The 23316-nt window shown below is 56.2% G+C and carries 20 protein-coding genes, 1 tRNA gene and 3 pseudogenes; 8 read left to right on the top strand and 16 right to left on the bottom strand.

The features are described 5' to 3' along the window. Window positions 1–3 precede the first annotated feature (3 nt). The 3 genes from JFT91_RS28590 to JFT91_RS28580 form a co-directional block, all read right to left on the bottom strand. Window positions 4–414 (bottom strand): low affinity iron permease family protein, encoded by a 411-nt coding sequence (locus tag JFT91_RS28590; RefSeq protein WP_201201422.1) that lies wholly within the window; start codon window positions 412–414, stop codon window positions 4–6. A gap of 115 nt (window positions 415–529) precedes the next feature. Next, entirely contained in the window at window positions 530–1075 is a 546-nt protein-coding gene (locus tag JFT91_RS28585; protein WP_201234570.1) for an AidA/PixA family protein, read from the bottom strand. 124 nt (window positions 1076–1199) lie between these two features. Further along, window positions 1200–1703, bottom strand: coding sequence for an inclusion body family protein (locus JFT91_RS28580; protein WP_008076892.1), 504 nt, complete (start codon window positions 1701–1703; stop codon window positions 1200–1202). Between the two features lie 377 nt (window positions 1704–2080). Between JFT91_RS28580 and tam the strand changes: the two genes are divergently transcribed. Beyond that, entirely contained in the window at window positions 2081–2854 is a 774-nt protein-coding gene (gene tam, locus JFT91_RS28575) for a trans-aconitate 2-methyltransferase (RefSeq protein ID WP_201234568.1), read from the top strand. Between the two features lie 185 nt (window positions 2855–3039). Here tam and JFT91_RS28570 read toward each other — a convergent pair. The 9 genes and pseudogenes from JFT91_RS28570 to JFT91_RS28530 all read right to left on the bottom strand — a co-directional run. Beyond that, window positions 3040–3285, bottom strand: a pseudogene (locus JFT91_RS28570) (TerD family protein); the annotation flags it as partial. Between the two features lie 140 nt (window positions 3286–3425). Continuing rightward, window positions 3426–4154 carry a class I SAM-dependent methyltransferase gene (locus JFT91_RS28565; protein WP_201201447.1) on the bottom strand — a complete coding sequence of 243 codons (729 nt, stop codon included), beginning with the start codon at window positions 4152–4154 and terminating at the stop codon, window positions 3426–3428. A gap of 257 nt (window positions 4155–4411) precedes the next feature. Next, window positions 4412–4819: a type II toxin-antitoxin system HicB family antitoxin gene (locus JFT91_RS28560; protein ID WP_201234566.1), complete on the bottom strand. Its 408-nt coding sequence runs from the start codon at window positions 4817–4819 to the stop codon at window positions 4412–4414. A gap of 34 nt (window positions 4820–4853) precedes the next feature. Beyond that, a complete protein-coding gene (locus JFT91_RS28555) occupies window positions 4854–5024 on the bottom strand; it encodes a type II toxin-antitoxin system HicA family toxin (protein WP_201234564.1) in 171 nt (56 codons plus the stop codon). A 279-nt stretch (window positions 5025–5303) separates the two neighbouring features. Then, window positions 5304–5377 (bottom strand) — tRNA-Gly (locus JFT91_RS28550). A gap of 158 nt (window positions 5378–5535) precedes the next feature. Then, a complete protein-coding gene (locus JFT91_RS28545; protein WP_201149734.1) occupies window positions 5536–6420 on the bottom strand; it encodes an alpha/beta fold hydrolase in 885 nt (294 codons plus the stop codon). 317 nt (window positions 6421–6737) lie between these two features. Continuing rightward, window positions 6738–7430 (bottom strand): pseudouridine synthase, encoded by a 693-nt coding sequence (locus JFT91_RS28540; protein WP_201234562.1) that lies wholly within the window; start codon window positions 7428–7430, stop codon window positions 6738–6740. A 33-nt stretch (window positions 7431–7463) separates the two neighbouring features. Next, complete coding sequence (locus tag JFT91_RS28535) at window positions 7464–7694, bottom strand: cysteine-rich CWC family protein (RefSeq protein WP_201234561.1); 231 nt, start codon at window positions 7692–7694, stop codon at window positions 7464–7466. Then, window positions 7687–9174 (bottom strand): sensor domain-containing diguanylate cyclase, encoded by a 1488-nt coding sequence (locus JFT91_RS28530; RefSeq protein ID WP_201234560.1) that lies wholly within the window; start codon window positions 9172–9174, stop codon window positions 7687–7689. The genes JFT91_RS28535 and JFT91_RS28530 overlap by 8 nt, the downstream gene beginning before the upstream one ends. Before the next feature lie 239 nt (window positions 9175–9413). On the opposite strand from JFT91_RS28530, the gene JFT91_RS28525 reads away from it, so the two are divergent. The 6 genes and pseudogenes from JFT91_RS28525 to JFT91_RS30350 all read left to right on the top strand — a co-directional run bounded on the left by JFT91_RS28525 (window position 9414) and on the right by JFT91_RS30350 (window position 18113). Continuing rightward, window positions 9414–9665, top strand: coding sequence for a hypothetical protein (locus JFT91_RS28525; protein WP_201201453.1), 252 nt, complete (start codon window positions 9414–9416; stop codon window positions 9663–9665). 181 nt (window positions 9666–9846) lie between these two features. Next, entirely contained in the window at window positions 9847–10254 is a 408-nt protein-coding gene (locus JFT91_RS28520; protein WP_201201455.1) for a hypothetical protein, read from the top strand. A gap of 195 nt (window positions 10255–10449) precedes the next feature. Continuing rightward, window positions 10450–10946: pseudogene (locus tag JFT91_RS30355) on the top strand (glycosyltransferase family protein); the annotation flags it as partial. A gap of 99 nt (window positions 10947–11045) precedes the next feature. After that, window positions 11046–11693, top strand: a complete 648-nt coding sequence (locus JFT91_RS28515) for a glycosyltransferase (protein WP_518524906.1) — start codon at window positions 11046–11048, stop codon at window positions 11691–11693. A 1-nt stretch (window position 11694) separates the two neighbouring features. Then, window positions 11695–12459, top strand: a complete 765-nt coding sequence (locus tag JFT91_RS28510) for a hypothetical protein (protein ID WP_242489382.1) — start codon at window positions 11695–11697, stop codon at window positions 12457–12459. Between the two features lie 91 nt (window positions 12460–12550). Further along, window positions 12551–18113: pseudogene (locus tag JFT91_RS30350) on the top strand (calcium-binding protein). 67 nt (window positions 18114–18180) lie between these two features. Here the strand turns inward: JFT91_RS30350 and dspII are convergent. Continuing rightward, the gene (gene dspII / locus JFT91_RS28500) at window positions 18181–19293 is read right to left on the bottom strand and encodes an enoyl-CoA hydratase/isomerase DspII (protein ID WP_201234559.1); all 1113 of its coding nucleotides are present in this window, start codon (window positions 19291–19293) and stop codon (window positions 18181–18183) included. 132 nt (window positions 19294–19425) lie between these two features. Here dspII and ung point away from each other — a divergent pair, with 132 nt between their 5' ends. Then, entirely contained in the window at window positions 19426–20118 is a 693-nt protein-coding gene (gene ung / locus JFT91_RS28495; protein ID WP_201149748.1) for a uracil-DNA glycosylase, read from the top strand. A gap of 160 nt (window positions 20119–20278) precedes the next feature. On the opposite strand, the gene JFT91_RS28490 is transcribed toward ung, so the two are convergent. From JFT91_RS28490 to JFT91_RS28480, 3 genes are read right to left on the bottom strand one after another with little or no spacing between them, the layout of a single operon-like run. Continuing rightward, window positions 20279–21313, bottom strand: coding sequence for an AbrB family protein (locus JFT91_RS28490; protein WP_201227588.1), 1035 nt, complete (start codon window positions 21311–21313; stop codon window positions 20279–20281). Then, on the bottom strand, window positions 21306–22820 hold the full coding sequence (locus JFT91_RS28485; RefSeq protein ID WP_201234558.1) for a tripartite tricarboxylate transporter permease: 1515 nt from the start codon (window positions 22818–22820) through the stop codon (window positions 21306–21308). Before JFT91_RS28485 ends, JFT91_RS28490 begins: the two co-directional genes overlap by 8 nt. Window position 22821: 1 nt before the next feature. Further along, complete coding sequence (locus JFT91_RS28480) at window positions 22822–23280, bottom strand: tripartite tricarboxylate transporter TctB family protein (protein WP_201227586.1); 459 nt, start codon at window positions 23278–23280, stop codon at window positions 22822–22824. Window positions 23281–23316: the final 36 nt, after the last annotated feature.

Genomic DNA, 23316 nt, shown 5'->3' with positions numbered 1-23316 from the left:
TGACTAGCACTCATTCAAATCCTGTTTCGGCTTGCTCTTCTCACCCAGCCCCTCAAGGTTGAAAACCTCTCCCTCGCCCAACGAGCGGTAATGCCTGCGTAGCGCCTCTAGTTGCTTGAGATCCAGCGCCTCCAGCCCCAGCATCGCGTTCTGTGCCTCTTTGGTCACCAGCAGCAGTTCATCGATCTTCAGATGCAGGATGTCGGTGTCGCGGTTCTGCGTGTTCTGGATCAGGAACACCATCAGAAAAGTGATGATGGTCGTTGAGGTATTGATGATCAGTTGCCAAGTGTCATTGAAATGAAAAATCGGCCCGCTCAACCCCCACAACCCGATCAGGATCAACGCCCCCATGAACGTCTTCGGGCTACCGGCCCATAAAGCGAGCTTCTGGGAAATCTTCGCGAATTTCATAGCCGTATTCCTTATTGGGGGCGTCTGAAATTCAGACACTGACGGCATCAGGAAAATTCTGTTTCTTATCGCAGCTGTCTACGCCAGACCGGCCTTGCGACCGGTTGGGTCATGATCAGCCTTGAGGCGTGAGTTCGATTGCAACCTGCCACTGAAAATATCCCGCGGTCTCACATTGCTGATCGACCAGCATGAAGTTCAGCACGCACTTGGCTGTGCCGGACGCCTTTGTGGTGCAGGCCCAGTAATGATCGTCAGCCTTGTGGCTGCCCGGGGTTGTCGGGTGGCTGGGGTCCGGGGCGGGGACGGTGACGCCAGGGTGAACCTCAAGCAGCGGATCGGTCAGTACGGCGCTGTTACCGACGGTCATGCTGTAGATCACTACGCTGTGTTCAGCGATCAGGCTGACGCTCCGGCCACGAAAGTGCAGGTCGCGGCCAATTTCGACAGGTAATGTTAATTTGCTGTCATTTGTAACATTTTTCTTTGAGTTGTTACCCGTGATGAAAAAGACCAGGCCATCAGTGATGCGTGTCGGATTGGCGGCATCCTGGCTCGGGTCGGGATTGCTTGCGAGTACTGATTCAGCATCGAAGATCAGCAACACGTTATGCGCGTTGTTGACGGCGGTAGAGGGTGACGGGATCGGTTCGGAAGTCATCATGGATTCCTTTCATGATGTTGGCACAAGACAGCAGCCGCTACGGTCAAGGCAAGACATCCTGTTCCGGCCGGGGCGGCAACGGATCGGTGAGCCCCTCGTCGCCGAGGGGCCCGAAACATCATCAGTTATGGATGGAGATGAACGGATCCCACGAGCAGCAGCCGATGATCTGACAGTTGCGATCGACGATCAGGAAGTGGAAGTGATAGGTCACGCGGCCGCAGTCCAGGGTCTCCGATGACCAGTAATGGTTATCGACTTTCTGGCAACTGGGTACGGATGGGTTTTCGCGGTTGGGCACTGCAACACAGGCGGTAGCCTTGCGTGGCGACGGTGGTGAGATCAGGTCGGCACCGGCATTACCGATGAACTTGTAGAAAATCACGGCCTGCTCGAAGCTCTGCGACAGACTGGTTTCGCGCCAGCGGATCAGGTCGCCAACCTGAGCCTTCAGATCCAGTTCGCCACCAGCCTGGCCACTGACGACGTTGTCCTGGTTGGTGACCATGTACACATGATGCCAGTCGATCAGCGTGGGATTCTTTGGATCTTTGCTGATGTTTGGATATTTTTTCAAAATGGTTTCGGTGTCGATGGAGACCAGAATATCCGTAACTCGAGACATGGTAACGCTCCTTTTTCATAGTGAGCGTCGGGCTGTAATCCAGGCACGACGACGCTTGCTTGCCGTATGGCTTCTGCGAGCACACTACTGGGGGGAACCCACCGGTCACGAGGTATGAGGAGGCCGTGCTCCCTGCACGAAAACGTAAGAGTCGGGTTCCTTCCGACTGCCGCCACATGACTATAGGCAGGATTGGTTTGCTGTCAAAATCGCTTTTAATCGGCTCGACGGGCGGTCGAGAAAAGGCGTCAATCCTGCCAATTGGCGATAAAAAACAGCGTACGCAGACATGCTTTGAAATGAGTCGCTCTGGAGCAGATCGTGATCCAGCCTGTATTGTGATCAACCGCTGCAAGGTTCCCTGACAGGAGAGCGCAATGAGTTGGTCCGCCCGGCAATACGTTGCATTTGAAGATGAACGCACGCGTCCCGCGCGCGATCTGCTGGCCGCCATTCCATCGGCGGAGGTGCGATCAGTCGTGGATATCGGTTGCGGGCCCGGTAATTCCACGGAGCTACTGGTGCAGCGTTTTGCCCAGGCCAACGTCAGCGGGCTCGACAGTTCGGCGGACATGATCGCCGCCGCGCGCAAGCGCCTGCCGAAATTGCAGTTTGATGTCGCCGAAATTGATCAATGGGCCAACCAAGGCCCGTTCGATGTGATCTTCGCCAACGCTGTGTTGCAGTGGGTGCCGGATCACGCGGCCTTATTACCGGCGCTGGCAGGCAAGTTATCGCCCGGTGGCAGTCTGGCGATCCAGATGCCGGACAACCTCAACGAACCATCCCATCGTCTGATGCGCGAAGTCGCTGCCAATGGCCCGTGGGCCGGCAAGCTGGCGGGCGCCGCCGGTCAGCGCACCGACATGGCAAGTCCCGGCGAATATTTTTCCATGCTGCGACCGCACTGCGCGCGAGTCGATGTGTGGCGTACGACGTATCACCATCAGTTATCTGGCGGGGCGGCAGGGGTGGTGGAGTGGTTCAAGGGCAGTGGCTTGATCCCCTTTCTCGATCCGCTGAGCGAAGCCGAACGGACTGAATTTCTGCAGCAGTATCTGGCCCAGGTCGAAAAAGCCTATCCGCCATTGGCAGATGGTTCGGTGCTGTTGCCATTCCCGCGGTTGTTCATTGTTGCGACTCGACAATAAACCCGGGAAGTGCTCATGGCGTTCCGAGAGCGCCAGTTCCATTGCTGAATGTTCCTCTTGAGTTTGCAGCGGAAGACGGTACTGTCCGCACCCAATGGCGGATGTGAGACGGACGCTCTCAGAAAATGTTTCGGCTTTCGGCGCATCTATAAGGAAGGGTAACAATAGTGATCTGGTTTCTCGAAGGGCAGTCCAGTCAGCGCGAGGTTGATCTGAAAGCGGCCTTGGTCTTCGATCCTGACGCTGGCACACGGCGTGGTCGGTTGATTGAAGAACACCATGTAGCGGTCGTCAGACAGCTTGCCTTGGGCGTCGACGCCGAAGCAGACGAAGTCGATGACATCGCTGGACTGAATTTGCATCGCGAGTGTGAGCGATTGTCCCTGGAGAATGTTTGACAGTGGCAGTCGTTGTCCCTGAGTAATCTGCATCGTGCTTCCTTGAGTGTGGGTACTGCCTCGACGCACGTGTGGGTGCGCTGGATGTTCTGCTGTCCAATGGAAAGCGGGCGATTCAATCGCCCGCGCATTATCACTCTAAAACCCGGGCTGGCCGGTTGAAAGGTTTGCCCTCAGCGCTGCACTGAAACCAGCAACATCATCGGCCGTTCACGTTCCTCGGCCAGCGCCGGTTGCGCCGCCACGTCGGCATCGCTCGGCCCCCATTCGTTGACGTGACGAATCGTGAAACCTGCGCCAATCAACGTGTTCAGCAGTGTGCCGAGCGTGCGGTGCTGTTTGATCACGCCCTCGGCCAACCAGTTGGTTACCCGCTCGCCTTCCCTCTGATAGCTGTCGAGCGGCCAGCGTTTATGGCCTTCGCTGTCGATCAGCCAACCGGGGTTGCGCGGCGCCATGAAGATCGGGTGTTCGATGGAAAAGACAAAGTGCGCGCCCGGTTTCAACGCCGCGTACAGATGTGCAAACAGCCCTGGCAGATCCTTTATGTAGTGCAGCGCCAGGGAGCTGTAGGCCAGGTCGAAATGGCAAGCGGGCAGATCGAGTTGTTCAAGGTCGGCACGCTCGTAGCGGATGTTCGCTGCGGAAGTGGTATTGCGTGCCCGTTCCAGCATCTTCTGCGAGACATCCAGGCCCAGCACGTCGGCGGCGCCGTTCTCGCTGGCCCAGCGGCTGAACCAGCCATAACCGCAGCCCAGATCGACCACTTGCAAACCGTGCAGTGACGGCAGCAGCGCCTTGAGCGCCGGCCATTCCGGCGCGGCATCAAGGCCGCCGATAGAGCGGTTCATCTGGCTGTAGCCCTGGAAAAATTCGGGATCGTCGTAGATGTTTTGCGTCATGGTGAAATGCTCTTTTGATTTCGGTCGTCAGCGGCGCAGTGGCCGCGATTGGAATCCCTCGAAAGTGAAGGCGCGTATTCGTCGATGGCCGCGCAGGGGGAGGGTGGTGGTCGATGGGGAAATGCTAGCGGGTATGGGGGGAACGTGGGAACCGGTGGAGTGTTGGGGAACTGTAATGTTGGAAGATTCGCCGGTTCTTTGAAAACCTATGGCGAGGGAGCTAGCACCCTCGCCATAAATCTGATGCTCAGGAAACGTCAACCTTGCTGTAAAACCTTCAACGCCGCCGAAGCCAGAAACCCGGAACGACTTTTCTCCTCCGGGTGATGCAACACATATTCATCAATGCGATTGAGCAAATGCCCCGGCAGTGTGATGTTGAGTTTCTGGGCCTTGCCCAAATACTTCACGACATCAATATCCACTACTGCCCATGCACAACCCGCATACTTCGGATTGGTCACGTGCACGCCGAGTTTGCTGGCAGGCGGTATCGGTGCACCGTCTTCGGCCAGAATCTCGAAATGCCCCTCGATGGCTTCGCGGGCCATGGCAACGGCATCATCCAGATCATCGCCCGCCGAAAAGCAGCCGGGAATATCCGGTACTTCCACGCCCCAGGCGTGTTCCTCATCACCTATTGAAATCGCAATCGGGTAGAGCATGTTCGTTCCTCCAGGGTGCCGTCGACTGAGAGCGTCAAAGCAGCGCCTGCTGCAAAATACTGATGGCCGTTTTCTTCAGCAGATCTTTCTTCGGATGCGGTACCGTAATCAGTCCAGGTTTGGTCGAGTGATGATGGCTGCCTCTGACACGCACTAAATACCAACCGTCCGCAACGAGTTGGCCGATTAAAAAACGGCTATTCACAACACCTCCTTGTGGTGTGATTGGTGGGTGCTATACCTACTGATTTTCTGTGATCAACACTATAACTACCGAGCGGTAGAGGGCGTATTCAGTTCAGTGGCCTAAAGCAGTCTAGATAGGGAGGTGTCGAGGGAACGGAGAGTGTGTTGCGGCGTTTTGCGTAGCTTCGAATACCAGTCATGGATCTTTTTCCGGCCACAAAAAAACCGGCCCTGTTAGGCCGGTTTTTTCTGTTCCTGATCTCCCGTCGAAAAGCGCAACGTTAGACCGATATTTGAGTGGAGCGGGTAGAGGGAATCGAACCCTCGTCGGAAGCTTGGGAAGCTACTGTTCTACCATTAAACTATACCCGCTCAGAGCGGCTGACTTTGTACCAGACTCGGCCACGGATTTGAAGTTTTTCTTTTACTCATGAACGCTTTAAATCACTGAAAACGGTCAGTCGCGGGCGAGCGCTGCGGTGCGTAAAGCAAAATCTCAACCCCGCAGACTAGCTCGCGACGACACTCTTTCAAATGGCCAATGCATGTTGATCCTGAACAAACGAGTAACGCGTTCGGCTGGTCTGCGGCGCCGGTTTCAGAAACCCGAGCAAGGCATTCTGACTGTCACGGCAGGCAGCCTTGTGCTCCATGTCGAGAAAGTGCCCGGTGGCTTGCAGAGTGGTAAACGTGCTCTGCGCCACATGATTGCCGAACAGGCGCGCATCTTCGGCAGCGGTGTACTCGTCCCATTCGCCGTTTAGAAACAGCACCGGCACGTTGATCTTCTTCGCTGCGTTCAAATAGCACTGGCGATCGCTGTGCAGCACATCGCTGATGTGGAAATGCATCTGCCCGTATTCGTGCTCGGCCAGGCTGCTGACGTGGCGATAGTTGAAGCGCTTGAACAGTGATGGCAGATGTTTGCCGATGGTGTTGTTGACCAAGTGGCCGACGCGGTCGCCGTCGCGTTGGCCGAGGTAGTCGACGCCGCGTTCGAGGTAATCGAGCATGTGTGCGTTGATCACCGGCGAGAACGAGCTGATCACGGCCCTTTCAATGCGTCGAGGCTGGTGGGCGAGGGCGACCAGTGTCGCGGCGCCGCCCCAGGAGAACGACAGCACGTGCTCGGCGGCGAAGTGGTCGATCAACTCGAGCAGAATCTGCCCTTCGACCTCCTTGGTCAGCGGCTTTTCGTGGCGGTTGTGCGCTTTTGAACGGCCCGCATAGGGCTGGTCATAGCAAACCACGTTGAATTGCGGGTGCAGGTTTTTCACAGTCTGTGCAAACGACGCAGTCGTGGCCATCGAGCCGTTGACCAGAATGATGGTCTTTTCTGCGGCGTCTGCGCGATAGAACTCCGTGTAAACCCGATACTGACCCTGTATATCCAGCACAGCGATTTCTGGCCTCATGTCATAAGACTCCTGGCAAGCAAGCGGGTATGCGCGCAAATAGAGATTGCACGAGCTTTGTGACAGGTAGGCATACGCCTGGAATTTGCTTGGCCCATGTCGATCCGTTACGGCAGGTCGACGGGTATTGTTATTGGCGGGCAGTCTGCCGGCTGAGGCGCAACCCAGAGGGCTGACGACCGGCAAAAAGTTTCTTAGAGGTATGGTGTGACTCATCGGTCACAATTTGGCCGACGTCCTGATTCAAGCAGGGGGATCAGGATCGCGCAAGTGCCGTTGGTAAATTGTTCGACAACTTCTGCTGAGCGGTCGCTGGCTTAGAACAAATGAATCTCATCGGTGCGTAAAGCGCGGTACTCGCCCGGTTTTAGCGCGTTATCCAGCCGCAACGGGCCCATGGATTCGCGGTGCAGGCGCAGCACTTTGTTGTTGAAGTGGCCAAACATGCGCTTCACCTGATGGTAGCGACCCTCGACGATGCTCAGGCGCGCCGACCGTGGGCCGAGCAACTCCAGCTGCGCCGGTTGCGTGGTCAGGTTCTCGAAGGCGAAGTAAATCCCTTGGGCAAAGGTGATCGCATATTGCGCGCCAATCTCCTGCTCGGTTTCGACGTAATAGACCTTTGGCAGTTTGGTTTGCGGTTGGGTCAGGTGTCGCGACCACGTGCCATCGTTGGTGATCAGCATCAACCCGGTGGTGTTGAAGTCCAGGCGTCCGGCGATATGCAAGTCGTCCTTGTCGGGTTCGTCGATCAGGTCGAGCACGGTCGGATGCTGCGGGTCGCGGGTGGCGCTGACGCAGCCGGGCGGCTTGTGCAGCATGAAGTAGCGGGCCGGTTTGCCGGGTTGCAGCACCTCGTCATCGACTTCGACACGGCTGAACTCGAGGACATCGCTGTGCGGATCGCTGACGACTTTTCCGTCAATCCGCACGCGCTTTTCCACCAGCAACAGGCGAACCTGCTGACGGTTGTAGCGGGGCAGGTTGCTGAGAAAACGGTCGACGCGCATGTTCAGACTTCGGCGGGTGAAGGGGCGCGCATCTTACGGGATCACGCGTTTGGCCGCTTGCAGTTGCGCCTCGACTTGCGCGCAGCGCGGGCACAGGCAGGATTTGCTGCGCAGTTCCGCCGGCAAGGCTTCGAGCACGGCCGGATCAATAGTCACGGCGTAGCACCAGCATTCGCGATCGGCGGTGCGTGGGTCGGCCAGGGTGCAATCGTTGCGGGCGCCGCAGGCCGGGCAAAGGTCGGGTGTAACGTCGAATTCAGGCATAGGTCGAGTGAGGCATTTCCACGCAGGTGCGATTGCGGCCGGTTTGTCTGGCCCGGTACGCCGCATGATCGGCCCGCGACAGCAGGCTGTGCAAGGTGTCATCGCGTTGCAGGGTGGTGGCGCCGATGCTAACGGTCAGATTCAGGCTGTAGCCGTTGTAGGCATATTCGTGCTGTTCTACGTGCTGGCGGATCTTCTCGGCAATTTTCTGACCGGTGTCGCCGTCGGTGTCCTTGAGCAAAACAATGAATTCCTCACCGCCCCAGCGGCAAACGATGTCGGCATGGCGTAGGCAACTTTGCAGGTCGCGGGCAAAACCGATCAGCACCTGATCGCCGGCCATGTGCCCGTAGGTGTCGTTCAATGCCTTGAAGTGATCGAGATCCAGCAGCAGCGCGGTCAGTGGTTTGGTCTCACGCTGCGCTTCGTGCAGGGCTTGCGCGGCGAGCAGATCGAAGCCTCTGCGGTTCGGCAATTCGGTGAGGCTGTCGAGGGTAGCCTGGGCCTGGATCTTCGATTGAAACCGTTTGATCACGCGGTTGAGCAACGCCAACACAATCAACGTCACCAACAGGCAAATCAACAGATTGAGATAGAGCGACTGGCGGATTTCACTCAGCGCGCCGTCCTCGCGTTTATCGACGAACAGGTACCAGTTCAACTCCGGAATAAACCGCACGTTGAGAAAATGCCCCTGGCCATGGGCGGAGTATTCGTAGCTGCCGCTGTGTGGTTTCGGCAACTGACTGACCAGGCTTTTCATGCTCTCGAGTTCACCGAGACTTTGGCCGATATGCGCGCCTTCAGGCCCGCCCTCGACACCGGTCAACACCAGTCGGCCGAAGGTGTCGACGAAGTACACGCTGCGTTGATAACGCTGTTGATACTTGTCGATCAGCTTGATCACCGCATCTACGGTCAGACCGACGCCGGCCGCGCCGATAAAGCGATTGTGGTAGTCGTAGACCTTGTAGTTGATGAAGAAGGTCAGGTTGTCCTTGTTGGCCAGATCCGGGTCGACGTTGATCTCGTACGGGTCTTTCATGTCGCGCACGCGGAAGTACCAGGCATCCCGTGGCTCATCGACTCTGACCTGCTTGAGCACGCCTTTGGCGTGGTAGTAGGTGAGGGTGCTGTTGGAAACGAAGAACGCGGTGTAGGCACCGTAATGGGTCATGACCTCGTCGAGGTAGCGGGTCATCTGCTCGGGATTCTGCTCACCGTTCACTACCCAGTCGCGCATGAAGGTGTCGCGGGACATCATCGAGGAAATCAGGATCGGTCTGATCAGGTCTTTCTGGATTTCCGAATAGACCGTGTCGGAAGTCAGTGGCAGTTCGGTGTTGACGATGTTGTCGCGAATCGACGCGCGCGAAGCGTAGTAACTGAGCAGTGAGGTGGCGAGAAAACCGGCACCGAGCAGGGCGACCAGCGTCAGTACCAGTGAGCGTTGGGAATACAGCGGAGAACGAAGCGGCATGGCAGTTCCGTTGGCAGTGGCCCGATGGCAAGCATTCTAGTGGCACTGCGCGGAAATAACTGCTCCATGCGCGGCGCGAATGGTCGCTCCGGTATCGGACATCAACCTGTGGGATTTCCAGGGTTTCAACACCACTGATCTGAAGCCGCATCGAACCGGGCACTTGATTGATCCGTATCAGTCAAAACTGTGTCGGCTGCTCTGTCCTGTTGCGGCCGTGGGTCTTTCAGGAGGCCGCCATGCGTGTACAGAAGATGTTGCTCGGTGCAGTTCTGGTTTTTGGTTTGTCCGGTTGTTACTACTACGCCGGCCCCTACGACGCCTATCCTGCCACTTACTACTATCCCGGCTATTACTCGCCTTATTACTACGGTGGTTATTACGGTCCGCGTTACTACGGCGGCGCCCGCTATTACTACGGCGGCTACGGTTATCGAGGTGGTTACGGACGGGGTTATCACGGCGGCGGATATCATGGTGGCCACCATTAATCAGTTGCTGAATGACGACGTTTTGCGGATGAACAAGGTTTCATAAATCACTTGTTTCAACTTGTTGCAGAAACGCACCAGATGCCGAAAACGCTGTCTGATTTTTCGTCAGTCACCGAATAATCGACTGACGCCCGCCAGCGTCGCTGGTGTGGCCCACCCGCGGTCCAAGGAGGCCGCCATGTATAGACGAATCCTACTGCTTGCTGCGTTGATGTTTTCCGTTGCCGGTTGCGCCCCTTACTCTTACGCGGACTCGTATTACAGCTCCGAGGTCTACACCTCACCCGCACCGGCTTACTACAACGCGGGCGGCAATTATTACAGCGGTGGCAGCACGTACTACTCGGCGCCGCGCTACTACCAGCCAGCACCGCGTTATTACCAGCAACCGCGCTATTACCAACCGGCGCCGCGCTACTATCAGCCCGCTCCACGCTACTACGAGAGCCGCCGCTGGCACGGCAATGATCGTGGCAACTGGGACGGCCACCGTCGCGGCGGTTGGGACAACGATCACCGGGGTCGCGGCAACTACGACCGACACAGCGGACGTGGCGACCACAATGGGCGGGGCAACCGCTGGTAATCACCCGCAATAGAAAGCGGCGCATTGAGCGCCGCTTTTTTATGCCCGTCGAAAAGTCGTCCCATTAGCCATCTCCTAGGGCATTCCCAGACGCTTCCTACAGTTTCATTCCCTTGCATTTGTTAGCGTTTGTTCCTGCCGATCGAGGTGAGCAAGACTCAGTTCAATAGCGGAGAATAAAAGGACGATGCCGCTATGAAGCTTCTTGTGATTCACCAAAACTTTCCGGGCCAGTTCCGTCATGTGGTGCTGGCGGCGATTGACAGGCGTTATGAGGTTTTGGCGATAGGTCGGGATACGGCGCCGGGTATCGCAGAGGTGAAAATATATCGATACCGAGCTGCCAGCAGAGCACCAGGCGATATTCATCCCTATCTGACCCGTTACGAACAAGCGGTGATTGATGGACAGAAGGTTTTTGAAATTCTGAGCAGGCTGAAACATTCGGGTTATCGGCCAGACGTGATTCTCGCTCATCCCGGATGGGGGAAACGCTCTTCGTCAAGGATGTCTATCCTGACACGCCGCTTATTCACTATTGCGAATATTACTATCGAGCGCAGGGCGCGGATTCCGGGTTCGACCCTGAATTCCCGCGAGCCACAAGAGAGTCATCAAGGCTGCGAGTGCTCAATTCGCTACATCTTTTGAATCTCGAACAATGTGACATTGCCATCGCGCCTACGCGGTGGCAGCGCAGTCTGTTTCCGGCCGCTTATCAGTCGGCCATTCGGGTTATTCACGAGGGCGTCATTCAAAGTGCTTACCTGGCGAAAGTTGGGATCGTCAGGTTGCCCAATGGCGTCGAGCTGAGAGCTGGGCAACCGATCGTTACTTATGTCGCAAGGAATCTTGAGCCTTATCGCGGGTTTCACAGTTTTATGCGAGCGATCCCGCATATTCAGGCTAAGTGTCCCGATGCACAGATTATCGTAGTGGGCGGTGATGACGTCAGTTACGGGTGTAAGCCGGTTGGCTATGCAAACTGGCGCAGCAGGATGGAGGCAGAGGTAAGTTTCGATCATTCCACCGTTCATTTCACAGGGAAGCTTCCTTACCAGACTTACCGGGCAATTCTGGAGTGTTCAAAGGTTCATGTTTATTTGACGTATCCGTTTGTTTTGTCGTGGTCGTTACTGGAGGCGATGGCGACTGGGTGTGTGGTAGTAGCATCGGATACGCCTCCGGTAAGGGAGGTGATCGTTGATGGTCACAATGGAATGCTGGTGAATTTCTTCGATCATCACGGTATCGCCAAACGTATTGCCGAGGTTCTTGATTCCGTTGATGAGTACGACTGCCTTCGCAGCGCCGCAAAGTTGACGGCGAGCAAATTTGATGTGGAGTACGGCGCGAAACAATACTTTGAGGTGTTTGAAAGCGCGACGTCCGGCTATCTGAAGAAACAGCCTGCTCCTCAGTTTGACAGGGAGATTTGAAATGCTCCGGATTTCACGTAAGCAATTGGTTAAATGGTTTAAGAAGTTGTTGAAGTATGGCTTGTTTGTTTATGTCTGTTATTGCGTAGTAGGTTTTTATATCCGTGAAGAAGAAATCGCCGAGGCAATGGCAATCTACTACGCGGATCAGGAGGCCTGTCAAAAGAAGCTGGCGAGCATGAAGCAGGTGCCCATACTGGGCGGCAGCTATGTGGATAAGACTCTGGTCCCGGAGTTTTATGTTGGCATGCCGGAATTGTCGAATAAAAAAGCGTGTCTGGCCAATACTCTCAAGGGCCATTTCTGGTGGACCGGGACGGGGGTCCGCCGGTACCAGGATCAGAGCCTGAAGTCCATTCCTGAAAGTTGGCGTCTTTATAAAGTGACTGCCGGGCTTTATACCAGAAAAGAAATTACCGAACCTCATGAGCGGGGCTATCGGCACGTCAACTGGCCGGATGAGTTGATTGTGAAGTTGAAAAATTATCCTGGGCTGGAGCTTTGGCTTAATGCACCTCCGCCGCATTTCAAGAATGAGGCTTCCGTTCGAAAGTTTGTCATTGCTGACTGGCCGCGGCGTGATGGAACTCCTCGATTGATAAGCTGTAACGGCTTGATTCGCCCAGCTTCTGAGGAAGAACTGACTGATAGGAAATTGGCAAAGCTCAGCAGAGCCGAATTGGCAAATCTGGATTTTGGAAGGTTGAACTTTTTTGTACCGTGGAGTTGCATAGTTTTGATTTTGCCGGCGGCCACGGTCGGGTAAGTCTCGGTCTATCGTCATTACGCGAAGCACCTGAGATGCTTAAGTTTCTCAGTGATTATTTTTCACGCTCTGTTATTACAAGGAAGTAACAATGAGTTATGTTTTTAGTGATCTGGAAAAAACAGAAATTTTAAATACAGCAAATATTTGCAAAGGTCTGGCGTTCGATTCTGAAGATAACGAATATCTTGCGCTCAGATTAGCAGACACGGATTGCGCTCCCTTGTATCAAAAACTATTCGATATTGTTGGCAGAAGAGTCTCTGAGGTTGCCGCTGTCGATAAAGAAGCGGGAGAAATTCTGAAAAGTGCCAGGCTCTGGCTTGCCGTGGCCATTGATGCCAACGGTGGAAACGGTGCCTACTCTGCCCTGATTCGCGGTTATACCTCGCGGCAAGGTGAACTGAGATTGAATAAAATCGTCAGTGAAGACCTGATGCAACTGTCATCGAATCAGGTCGCCGCCAATTTCATCAATACCTTGATCGACGGATCTCTCGCAGGTCGACTGGCACCGTGGACGGTTCCAACCATCAGCCAGATTGCAGAGATTGATGCCAGTGCGATCGGCAGGGCACTGTTTATTGAGGCTTGCGGAGAGAAGGATACAGCCGTGAGCCATAACGCCGGCTGGTCCGGGACAGTCGGGTTCAGCCTGTTGGGTGGAGCGCCGCCCTATGAAACCTGGAGATTGATCTCCGCTGGTGATTCGCAAGGGGAAGATGGCGGCCCGCCGACTCAAGCAAAAGCCAAAAGGCTTGATGACTATAAAAATATTCTGTTCGCCATCGATTCCTACAGTGTCGGCCTGCGAGCGGCGATCAGTAATTTCGGCGTCAATCCATTGCAAAGTCTGCTTTCCGTGGTGCCAGAGCAGATCAATATCGCGCTCGCCAGTGGCAGCCTGAATCCGCTGATTCAGCATGTAGTGAAAGGCACGCCGGTTTCAGTCGTGGTCGACCTGATACTGCGCCATGGCTTGAACGAATTCTTCGACATGTTCAGGCGCACCTACGATGGCGATTCCGCTGCTACGCCGACAACCAATGAAACCTTCGCCCCCAACGCTTACGCATTCTTCTCGGCATTCTCCCCAGAGCAGTGCCAAACCATCGTCACCCAATCAATAGGCGAATACGGAAACGCGAACTCATGGGCAAAACTGGCTGGCGAGTCGACACCCATCGGCCTGGCGTTGCGCAATTCCCTGAAGCAACTCAGTGAAGTCGTCATTGAACGAGCTGAAGGTTACCCCGGACGCGGATTGGAACTCTACGATCCGTTGACCGGCGAAGGTTTCATCACCGCGCAATGGCTCGTCGATCGTGCGCAGATGTTGGCCCGGTTGATTGCCCGAACTCAGGGCTCGCTTGGAGAACACTCGCCGCAGAAGTTTTCCTACTCCGATCTTGCTTCAGCCAAACAGGTGCCGATGACGACCGGTGTGTTGAATCCGCTGGTCATGTTCGGTGATGACGGCGCGCGGTCTTTCGCGGGCGGTGCGAACACTGATCATCTGTATGGCGGCGCGGGCAATGACACGATCAACGGGCAGGCAGGTCACGATGTCATCGAGGGTGGAAGCGGCAACGACTTGCTTGCCGGAGGCGACGGCAATGATGCGCTGTACGGAATGGCCGGTGATGATGTTTTGATCGGAGGAAAGGGTAACGACTCTTTGATCGGTGGCGCAGGCAGCGACCGCTATGAGTTTTCCAGCGGTGATGGCATCGATGAGATCTTCGACGTCGACGCCAATGGGCAGCTATGGATCAACGGTTTGCCGATTCCTTCACTCAAACGCCACGCCCCTTTGAGCGATGTCTGGTCTACCGAGGATCAGGCCATCACCCTGACCCTCATCGAAGAACTCACTGAACCCACGCTCAACATCAAATATGGCCTGAACGATCTCATCGTTATCAAGAACTTCCGCCCCGGGATGCTAGGCATCCGACTTCCTGAATACCAAGGCCATGCGGCCTCTGCTCCCGATCTGGTACTTCAGGGCGACTGGAAAGCGAAAGATATCGACCCCCATGTTCCGGGGGATCAGTTCTCATACGATGAGTTGGGCAACGCCTTGCTATTGGCCAACGTAAAACACAGAAACAAGGCCGATGTGCTTTACGGCTCTGCTAAGGACGATGTCATTCTCGGACTTGGCGGTTTTGATCGATTATTCGGCAAGGCTGGAAACGATCGTCTGTTTGGGGATAAACAGACGACGCTCGAAAAAGCCATGGCCGCTGGCGACTCTAAAGGGAAAGCAGTTCGAGGCGATTGGCTTGATGGCGGTGCTGGCCACGATTTGCTTATCGGTACGGCATCCCAGGACGTGCTTCTGGGCGGTAACGATCGGGATACGCTGATTGGAGGTGCGGGAGATGACGTTTTATCAGGGGATGAAGCGACCGGCGTGCTGGAGCAGAAATGGGGATTCAAACGCGTCGAAGTTCTTATAGGCGGCGGTGTCACCAGTCACCGAACCGTCTTTTCAAAAGCCTCAATTAATAGTTCGACGGAGGGCGATAACGATGTTCTCTACGGCCAGGGCGGTCGCGATGTTCTCAACGGTGGATGGGGCGAGGACTTGCTTGATGGTGGAACTGAAGATGATCTTCTTTCGGGGGATGGCGGGAATGACACGCTGGCCGGAGGAAGCGGTAACGACACAATGATGGGAGATAACCTCGACTGGGGAGGTGGCCTGCAAAGCAAACACCATGGCGACGATGTATTGGACGGTGGAAGTGGCGATGATTGGCTCGCTGGTAACGGTGGAGCCGATGCGATTTATGGTGGCTCAGGCAATGACACTCTCCAGGGGGATGACGATGTACTTAGCGGCGTAGTCGGTGACGCCGCCCACTTTTTGGAAATGACCTGCTGGACGGTGGTGCGGGAGACGACAAACTTTTGGGCGGCGGGGCGGATGATCTGCTGTTCGGAGGTGAAGGAAACGACGCGCTGGCCGGGGATTATGCTGAGCATCCGGTTCGTTATCACGGTAATGATTTACTTGATGGTGGAGCGGGCGATGACACTCTTCAGGGAATGGGTGGCTCCGATACCCTGATCGGTGGAGCAGGAGCTGACGCGCTGGATGGTGATGTGTCCAACCTGCAATCAGGTGGAATCAACAATGATTACCTTCAAGGCGATGAAGGAAACGATACCCTTTTGGGGGCTTGGGCGCCGACACACTTTACGGCGGCGCTGATGATGACATTTTATCCGGCGACTACGAGCAGACAGCCGAGGCCGAACACGGCGCAGATTATCTGGACGGTGGTTCAGGCAACGATACCTTGCTGGGCGGTGGTGGCAACGACACGTTGTTGGGTGGGGACGGTGTAGATCACCTTCGCGGCGATTCAGGCGATAACGTTTTTGATGGCGGTGCCGGTAACGACGTGCAGGAAGGCCATGACGGCGCTGATATTTATTACTTCGGGGCTGGTGATGGTCTTGATGTCATCACCGATTCTGGCGGCAGCAATATCATCAAGTTCGGCGCTGGTTTTTCTGCGGAAAGTCTAAAAGCGGACATCATTGATGTTTCTGTAGGCAGGGTATTGCGGTTGGCCAATGGTGAAGGCGACGCCATCCTTATCAGAAATCATGAGGAGTGGAGGAATTCAACGTTCACGTTTAGCGATGGTGGCGTTCTCGGCTATCAGGAGGTCATGAAAAAAACGCTGTCAGCCGTTGAAATCGTCGAACCGCCAGTGGCTGAGGTGAGGCCGGCCAAAGAAGAGAACAAAGACATCATTGCAGACGACGATTCGGTGTATGTTCCGGACGAGTCCGGCATCGTTGCTCCTGGCGAGGAGCGAAGTAATGCCATTGATAATAAGGTTGGCTGGGCTGACAGATTTCTCGCGCAGCTCAATGCAAAGCGGGTCGCAAGCAGACATGCAACAGGCTTTACTTTAAATAACCAGGGTGTCTGGGTTCGTAACCGTATATTCACCAACGATACTGGTTATACCACCTACTCGGATCTGATCAATGAAAGCACCGAAACGGCAACCTTGTCTGCAACGCCGCAATGGATGGGGACTAACGACGGGAATGCCGTATTTAGTGAAAGACAGTCAAATTCTACATCCCGGTCCAATTTCCGAGATGTAAAAAAAGAGGGCGCAGTGCCGCCGTCCTCCTTGAAACCACGTTATTTTCGATCGGGCGCTGCCAGCGGCTTTTCATTCAAAATAGGTGACGCAATAGTTGCGGATAGACAGGAATCAGGCGAAATCGAAGGGTGGTACGTGTATCCCGCTGAAAGCTTCACGGTGGGTGAAACTGTCCGCAAGGAGTTTCGGTGGGATGTAACAACTAAAACGATCAAACACAAGATCGTTCACGGTGAAGATGCCGGTGGGCGAGTTAATGTTGAAGTCGGCAATATTTTCCATGGTGGTGCGGGCGATGACGTGATAGTCGCCTATTCAGGTTCCCTGCTTGATTATGGTTCGATGAATGACAGGATACCGGGTGCCTTCATGTCAGCCGGGGCTGGCAACGACACGCTGCTCGGTTCTGAAGGCGCTGATCATTTAGTCAGCGGCGCGGGGAATGATCTGTTGTACGGTGAAAACGGTGCCGATACTTATATCGTGCAGGCGCATGCCGGAGCTACGACTATTATGGCGGATGTATTGGGGCCTGTTTTTCACCGGCCTGAAGTAGGTGTCGCTGGATGGAAAGACGAGTATGGGTCAATCGATAAAGACCAGGTCATTCTTCCTGATGAAGCGACGCTGGGCAGGTTGCAGCTCAGTTGGGGCGCTACGTTGATTGAAACGGTAAATATTGAGTTGGCACCCGATCCGCATTCTAGCGCGCATCGCCATCCGCCTCGGGCGAGGATGCTCTATTCAACATTGGATATTCAATGGGGTGGGTCTCAGAAGATTCGCATCGTTTTGCCCAATGCAGGAGATATTGAGGGTTCTGGTATTGAAGTCATACAGTTTGCGGATGGATCAAGCGTCAATCTCAAAGACCTGTTGGGCTCCAGTCAGCTCGGCCCTGCTCCGGATACTTACCACAACGGTCTCTTGGTTGAGAATGCGGTCAATCTCAAATCCATTCGAGAAGGCCAGGCGCTCCCGCTGGTGGGTAGTCACGGTAATGACTCGTTAAGCGGAGCAGGTGAAATCAGAGGTATGCGGGGGAATGACGTGCTTATCGGTAGTGTCGGCGATGATGTTCTATTGGGCGGCCCCGGCGACGACACTCTGTCCGGTGGCGCAGGTCATGATCTCTATCAATATGATGGACTGGGTAGAGACTTGATCATCAACACGGGTGGCGGGTTTGATGGAATCGATTTTTCTGCAGTGGGTCTGACTATTGAACAATTGAGGTTTCATCGCGATCAGGATGATCTTGTAATAGTGGTCGACTATGGCATGGCTCCCAAGATTCGAGTCTCCAGACATTTTTCTGAAGGCGAAAACGCTATTGGATTCATAAGGGTCAAAGGCGAAGGAAAAACGGTTCAAGACTACACCGCGATGCAAATTGCCGAACGTTTACATCCTCTTCCTCCATTGCGAGATGTGGAAGATATTCTGGTAAAGGAAAATGAAGAGTCGCAACTCGCGCTGGCCGAAATAATCAAGTTTTACGAGCTGAATATTTAACCTTTGTACGTCAATTTTAACTGCCGCGATGGGAACCAAGAGGTCGCCATCGCGGGCAATCAGCATTTCAGTACTGCGTCAAATCCGCCAACGGATGCCGCCCTTCCCAGACCTTGTGAAAGTGCGCCTCAACCACTGCATCCGGCACATGGTTGATGTCCGGCCAATGCCAGTGCGGCTTCTGATCCTTGTCGATCAGCCGCGCTCGCACCCCTTCGCTGAACTCCGGATGCCGGCAGCAGTTAAGGCTCAGGGTGTATTCCATCTGGAAAACTTCGGCCAGAGACATATGCCGCGCGCGGAGGATCTGTTCCCAGACCAGGTGCGCAGTCAGTGGCGAGCCTTCGCTCATGGTCTTAGCCGCGCGTGCGATTAAAGGATCGCTGCTGTCACGCTGCAGGCTGATGGCTTTCCAGGCGCAGGTCACGTCGCTGACATCCAGTAACTCATCGATCAACGGACGGCGCGGCAACCATTGCGCTTCGGGCATCTGCGCCACGGCTTCTTGCTGCAGCGCCTTGAGCAGGCTGTTGAGTTGCATGTCGGTCTGTTCCTGCCAGTTCAACTGCAACAGGCCTTCGAGCAGTTGTGGCTGCTGTTCGTCGAGCAGAAAACGGTCGGCGAGATCCAGGTCAATCGCATCGCGCCCGTTCATGTGCGCCCCCGTCAGGCCGAGAAACAATCCGAGCTTGCCCGGCAGCCGCGACAGGAACCAACTGGCGCCGACATCCGGATACAAACCGATGGTAATTTCCGGCATCGCCAGACGGCTGCTCGGCGTGACAATCCGTGTGCTCGCGCCTTGCAGCAGGCCCATGCCACCGCCGAGCACATAACCATGGCCCCAACAGATCAGCGGTTTCGGGTAGGTGTGCAGGCTGTAATCCAAGCGGTATTCCGCAGCGAAAAATTGTGCGGCCAGTGGCGGCACTTCGCCGGGATGGGCGCGACAGGCGTCGACCAGACTGCGCACCTCGCCACCCGCGCAGAAGGCTTTGGCGCCGTTACCGCGCAGCAATACGCAGACGATTTGTGGATCCTTGGCCCAGGCATTCAATTTGTCGCCGAGGGCGTTGATCATCGGCAGGGACAGCGCATTCAGCGACTTTTCAGCATCCAGGCTGGCGACACCGATGCGGGCGCCGTCGGTGCCGGTGAGTTCTTCGAAGTGCAGATTCATCGTGACCTCGATCGGGAATTTGAGCGTTCAGTATGATCGCTGTATGGGAAAGTGCCGGATCTGCGTCAGATCAATTGACAAGCGTGGTCGGCTTTCCTAGGGTTCGCCCCATTGTTTTTGCCGGGTATGACCATGACTGCTGACGACCGTATCAAACTCGAACCGAGCTGGAAGGAGGCACTGCGTGCTGAATTCGACCAGCCTTACATGGCAGAGTTGCGCCAGTTTCTGCAGCAGGAGCGCGCAGCCGGCAAGGAAATCTATCCGCCGGGACCGATGATTTTCAATGCGCTGAACTCGACGCCGCTGGAAAAAGTGAAAGTGGTGATCCTCGGCCAGGACCCGTACCACGGCCCGGGACAGGCGCATGGCTTGTGCTTTTCGGTGCAACCGGGCGTGCCGGCTCCGCCGTCGCTGGTCAACATCTATAAAGAGTTGAAGCGCGACCTCAACATCGATATTCCCAACCATGGCTACTTGCAGAGCTGGGCCGATCAGGGGGTTTTGATGATCAACACCACCATGACCGTCGAGCGCGCCAACGCCAATGCGCATAAAGACAAGGGCTGGCAGTTCTTCACCGATCGGATCATCGAATTGGTCAGCGAGCGCCAGCCGCATCTGGTGTTCATGCTCTGGGGCGCGCATGCGCAGAGCAAGCAGAAGCTCATCGATGCGACCAAGCATCTGGTGCTGACATCGGTGCATCCGTCGCCGTTGTCGGCGTATCGCGGCTTTTTGGGTTGTGGGCACTTCAGCCGCACCAACAAGTTTCTCGAGCAGAATGGCGAGACGCCGATCGAATGGCGTTTGCCGCCGGTTTGAAAAACTGAAGCTTATCTGTGGCGAGGGAGCTTGCTCCCGCTCGGCTGCATAGCAGTCGCAACCCCTGTGAATGCGGTATGTCAGAAGAAACCGGTTTGCAGCAATCGGGTCTGCTGCGCAGCCCAGCGGGAGCAAGCTCCCTCGCCACAGTGACGCGGGTCTACTCGGGATTCCGATTCCAGTACTTGAACAACGGCTCCGCCAGAAACAGCACAAACAACAGCCGCATCACCTGCATCGCCGTCACCAGCGGCACCGACAGTTGCAGCGTCTCCGCCGTCAGACTCATCTCGGCAATCCCGCCGGGCATCATGCCCAGCGTCAGCGAACGCAGATCCAGATGGGTCAACGCGCTCAACCCCAACGCCGCCAACGTCGCGATCAACATGGTCAGCGCCGTGCCGATCAATGTGCGGCCCATGAATGACGGCGCCCGGCGGAAGAACTGCCGATTGAAGTGACACCCCAAACCGCTGCCAATCAACCACTGGCCAATCTGACTGCCGCCGTTGGGCAAACCGATGTGCAGATCCCAGCCAATGCTCACTGCCGCACTCACCAGCAACGGCCCGAACAGCCACGGATTCGGTTGCCGTAAACGCTGCCAAAGCCACGCGAGCAAACCACCCGCCGGAAACAAAATCGCCAGCCAGCGCCAATCGACGCTGCCAGCATGAGAAATCGGATTGCCGTCGCCCAGCAAATACTTGAACGCTGCCGGTACACACAGCACCACCACCAGAACACGCAAGCTTTGCCCCGCCGCAACGTGGCTGAGCATCGCGCCGTTACGCGCGCCGAGGTTGACCATCTCCCCGGAGCCGCCAGGCATGCTGGAGAAAAATGCCGTGGCGCGATCTTCACCGGTGCGCCGCATCAACCATACGCCGACCACCGCCGACAAACTGGTGACCAGCGCACCGAAGAAGATCAACCCGAAATGACTGAGCACCTGCTCCATCACCCCTGGGGTGAAATGCAGGCCGATGCCGATGCCGACAATCCACTGGCCGCACTTGCGGCCGCCAGGGATTTCCGTGAGCTGCCACGGCGTCAGGCAGCGCACGAGGATGATCGCCAGTAACGAGCCGACCATCCACGGCAGTGGCCAGCCGATCTGACTGGCGAGGTAACCGCCGAGCAGACCGACCAGCGGGGTTCCCCACCAGGATTTAAGTGAGGCGCGATCAAACATCGGCAAGGGCGCGACGCGCGACCGAACGTTTGCGCCAGATGCGGATCAGCGGGAAGACCAGCATCAGCGCGGTCAGCACCCAGACACCGAAGGTGATCGGGCTCGACCAGAGGATTTCCAGCGCACCGTTGGAAATCGACAGCGCACGACGCAGGTTCTGCTCCATCAGACCGCCGAGGATGAAGCCCAGCAATACCGGTGACAACGGGAAGTCGAGCTTGCGCAGGATGTAACCGAAGATGCCGATGCCGACCATCAGGAACAGGTCGAAGGTGGTGGCGTGCACTGCGTAGACGCCGATCCCGGTAATGATTGCGATCACCGGCACCAGTGCCCAGTTCGGCACAGCGAGGATGCGCGTAAAGATGCGGATCATAGGGATGTTGAGGATGACCAGCATGATGTTGGCGATGAACAACGAGGCGATCAGGCCCCAGACAATGTCCGGTTGTTGCTGGAACAGCAGCGGGCCCGGGGTGATGTTGTACAGCGACAGCGCGCCGATCATCACCGCCGTGGTGCCCGAACCTGGAACGCCCAGCGTCAGCATGGGCACCAGCGCGCCACAGGCCGAAGCACCGATAGCGGTTTCCGGCGCCGCGAGGCCACGGGCATCACCTTCACCGAATTTGCCACCGGCACCGGCGATGCGTTTTTCGGTCATGTAGGCCACGGCACTGGCCAGCGTTGCGCCGGCACCCGGCAACACGCCCATGATAAAACCGAGCAGGCCGCAACGGATGTTCACCACAAACACCGAAGACGCTTCCTTGAAGTTGAACATCATCCGACCCGTGGCTTTCACCGCTTCCTGGCCGTGGTGGGTTTTCTCCAGCAGCAACAGGATCTCGCTGACCGAGAACAGCCCCAGCACCAGCACGACAAATTGAATGCCGTCGGTCAGATGAATGTTGTCGCCGGTAAACCGATAGACGCCACTGTTGGCGTCGATGCCGACGGTGGACAGGAACAGACCGATCAGCGCCGCAATAAAGGTTTTCAACGGCCGATCACCGGCCATGCCGCCGAGACAGACAATCGCGAAGACCATCAGCACGAAGTATTCCGCCGGGCCAAAGGCAATCGCCCACTTCGCCAGCAGCGGGGCGAACAGCACCATGCCGCAAGTGGCGATGAACGCGCCAATGAACGAACTCCACGCCGACAACGACAGCGCCACACCGGCCAGGCCTTTGCGGGCCATCGGGTAGCCGTCGAGGGTGGTCATTACAGTGGAGGCTTCGCCCGGAATGTTCAGCAGGATCGAACTGATCCGGCCGCCGTACTCGCAGCCCAGGTACACCGCTGCCAGCAGGATCAGCGCCGATTCCGGCGGCAATCCAAGGGCAAATGCGATGGGGATCAGCAGCGCCACACCGTTGATCGGACCGAGGCCCGGCAACAGCCCGACAACGGTGCCGATCAGCGTGCCGCACAGCGCAGTCACCAGGTTGTAGGGACTCAGCGCGACGCCGAAGCCCTGGCCCAAATAGCCAAGAGTATCCATATCAGTTCTCCAGAACGTCGAGCAGGCCAAGGGGCAGCGGAACGTCCATCACACGGTCGAACAAGAGGTACAGACCGATGGCCATCAGCGTGGTCACCACGATGCTCGGCAGCCAGCGGCCGCCATACAGACGCGCCATCGGTATGCCGGTGACGATGCTGGCGACGATGAAACCCAGCGGCTCGAAGGTGCCGGCGAACACCAGCAACAGCACCACGCAGATGCCGATTTTGCTCAGGGTTTCGCGATCCAGTGGCGGCTCGTCTTCGCTGTGCTTGATCGGCGCCGGACGGAACACCATGTACAGCAGCGCTGTGCCCATCAGGGCGAGCATCAGCAGAGGGAAGGCGCGCGGGCCAACCGGTTCGTAAGAAAAAGCCGCTTGATACGGCCACGCCATCAGTGCCAGGCCGACACAGACCAGCAACAGCACCGAGGCGAAAATGCGTTGAATAAGCATGGGAGCTCCTGTGCTGCGTTCCCGCAATCGGGAACG

It is taken from the genome of Pseudomonas sp. TH08, from assembly GCF_016651275.1.
In the GTDB taxonomy this organism is placed as follows: domain Bacteria; phylum Pseudomonadota; class Gammaproteobacteria; order Pseudomonadales; family Pseudomonadaceae; genus Aquipseudomonas.
Note: the sequence above shows the minus strand (reverse complement) of the source record. Positions and strands in the feature narration are given on the sequence as shown.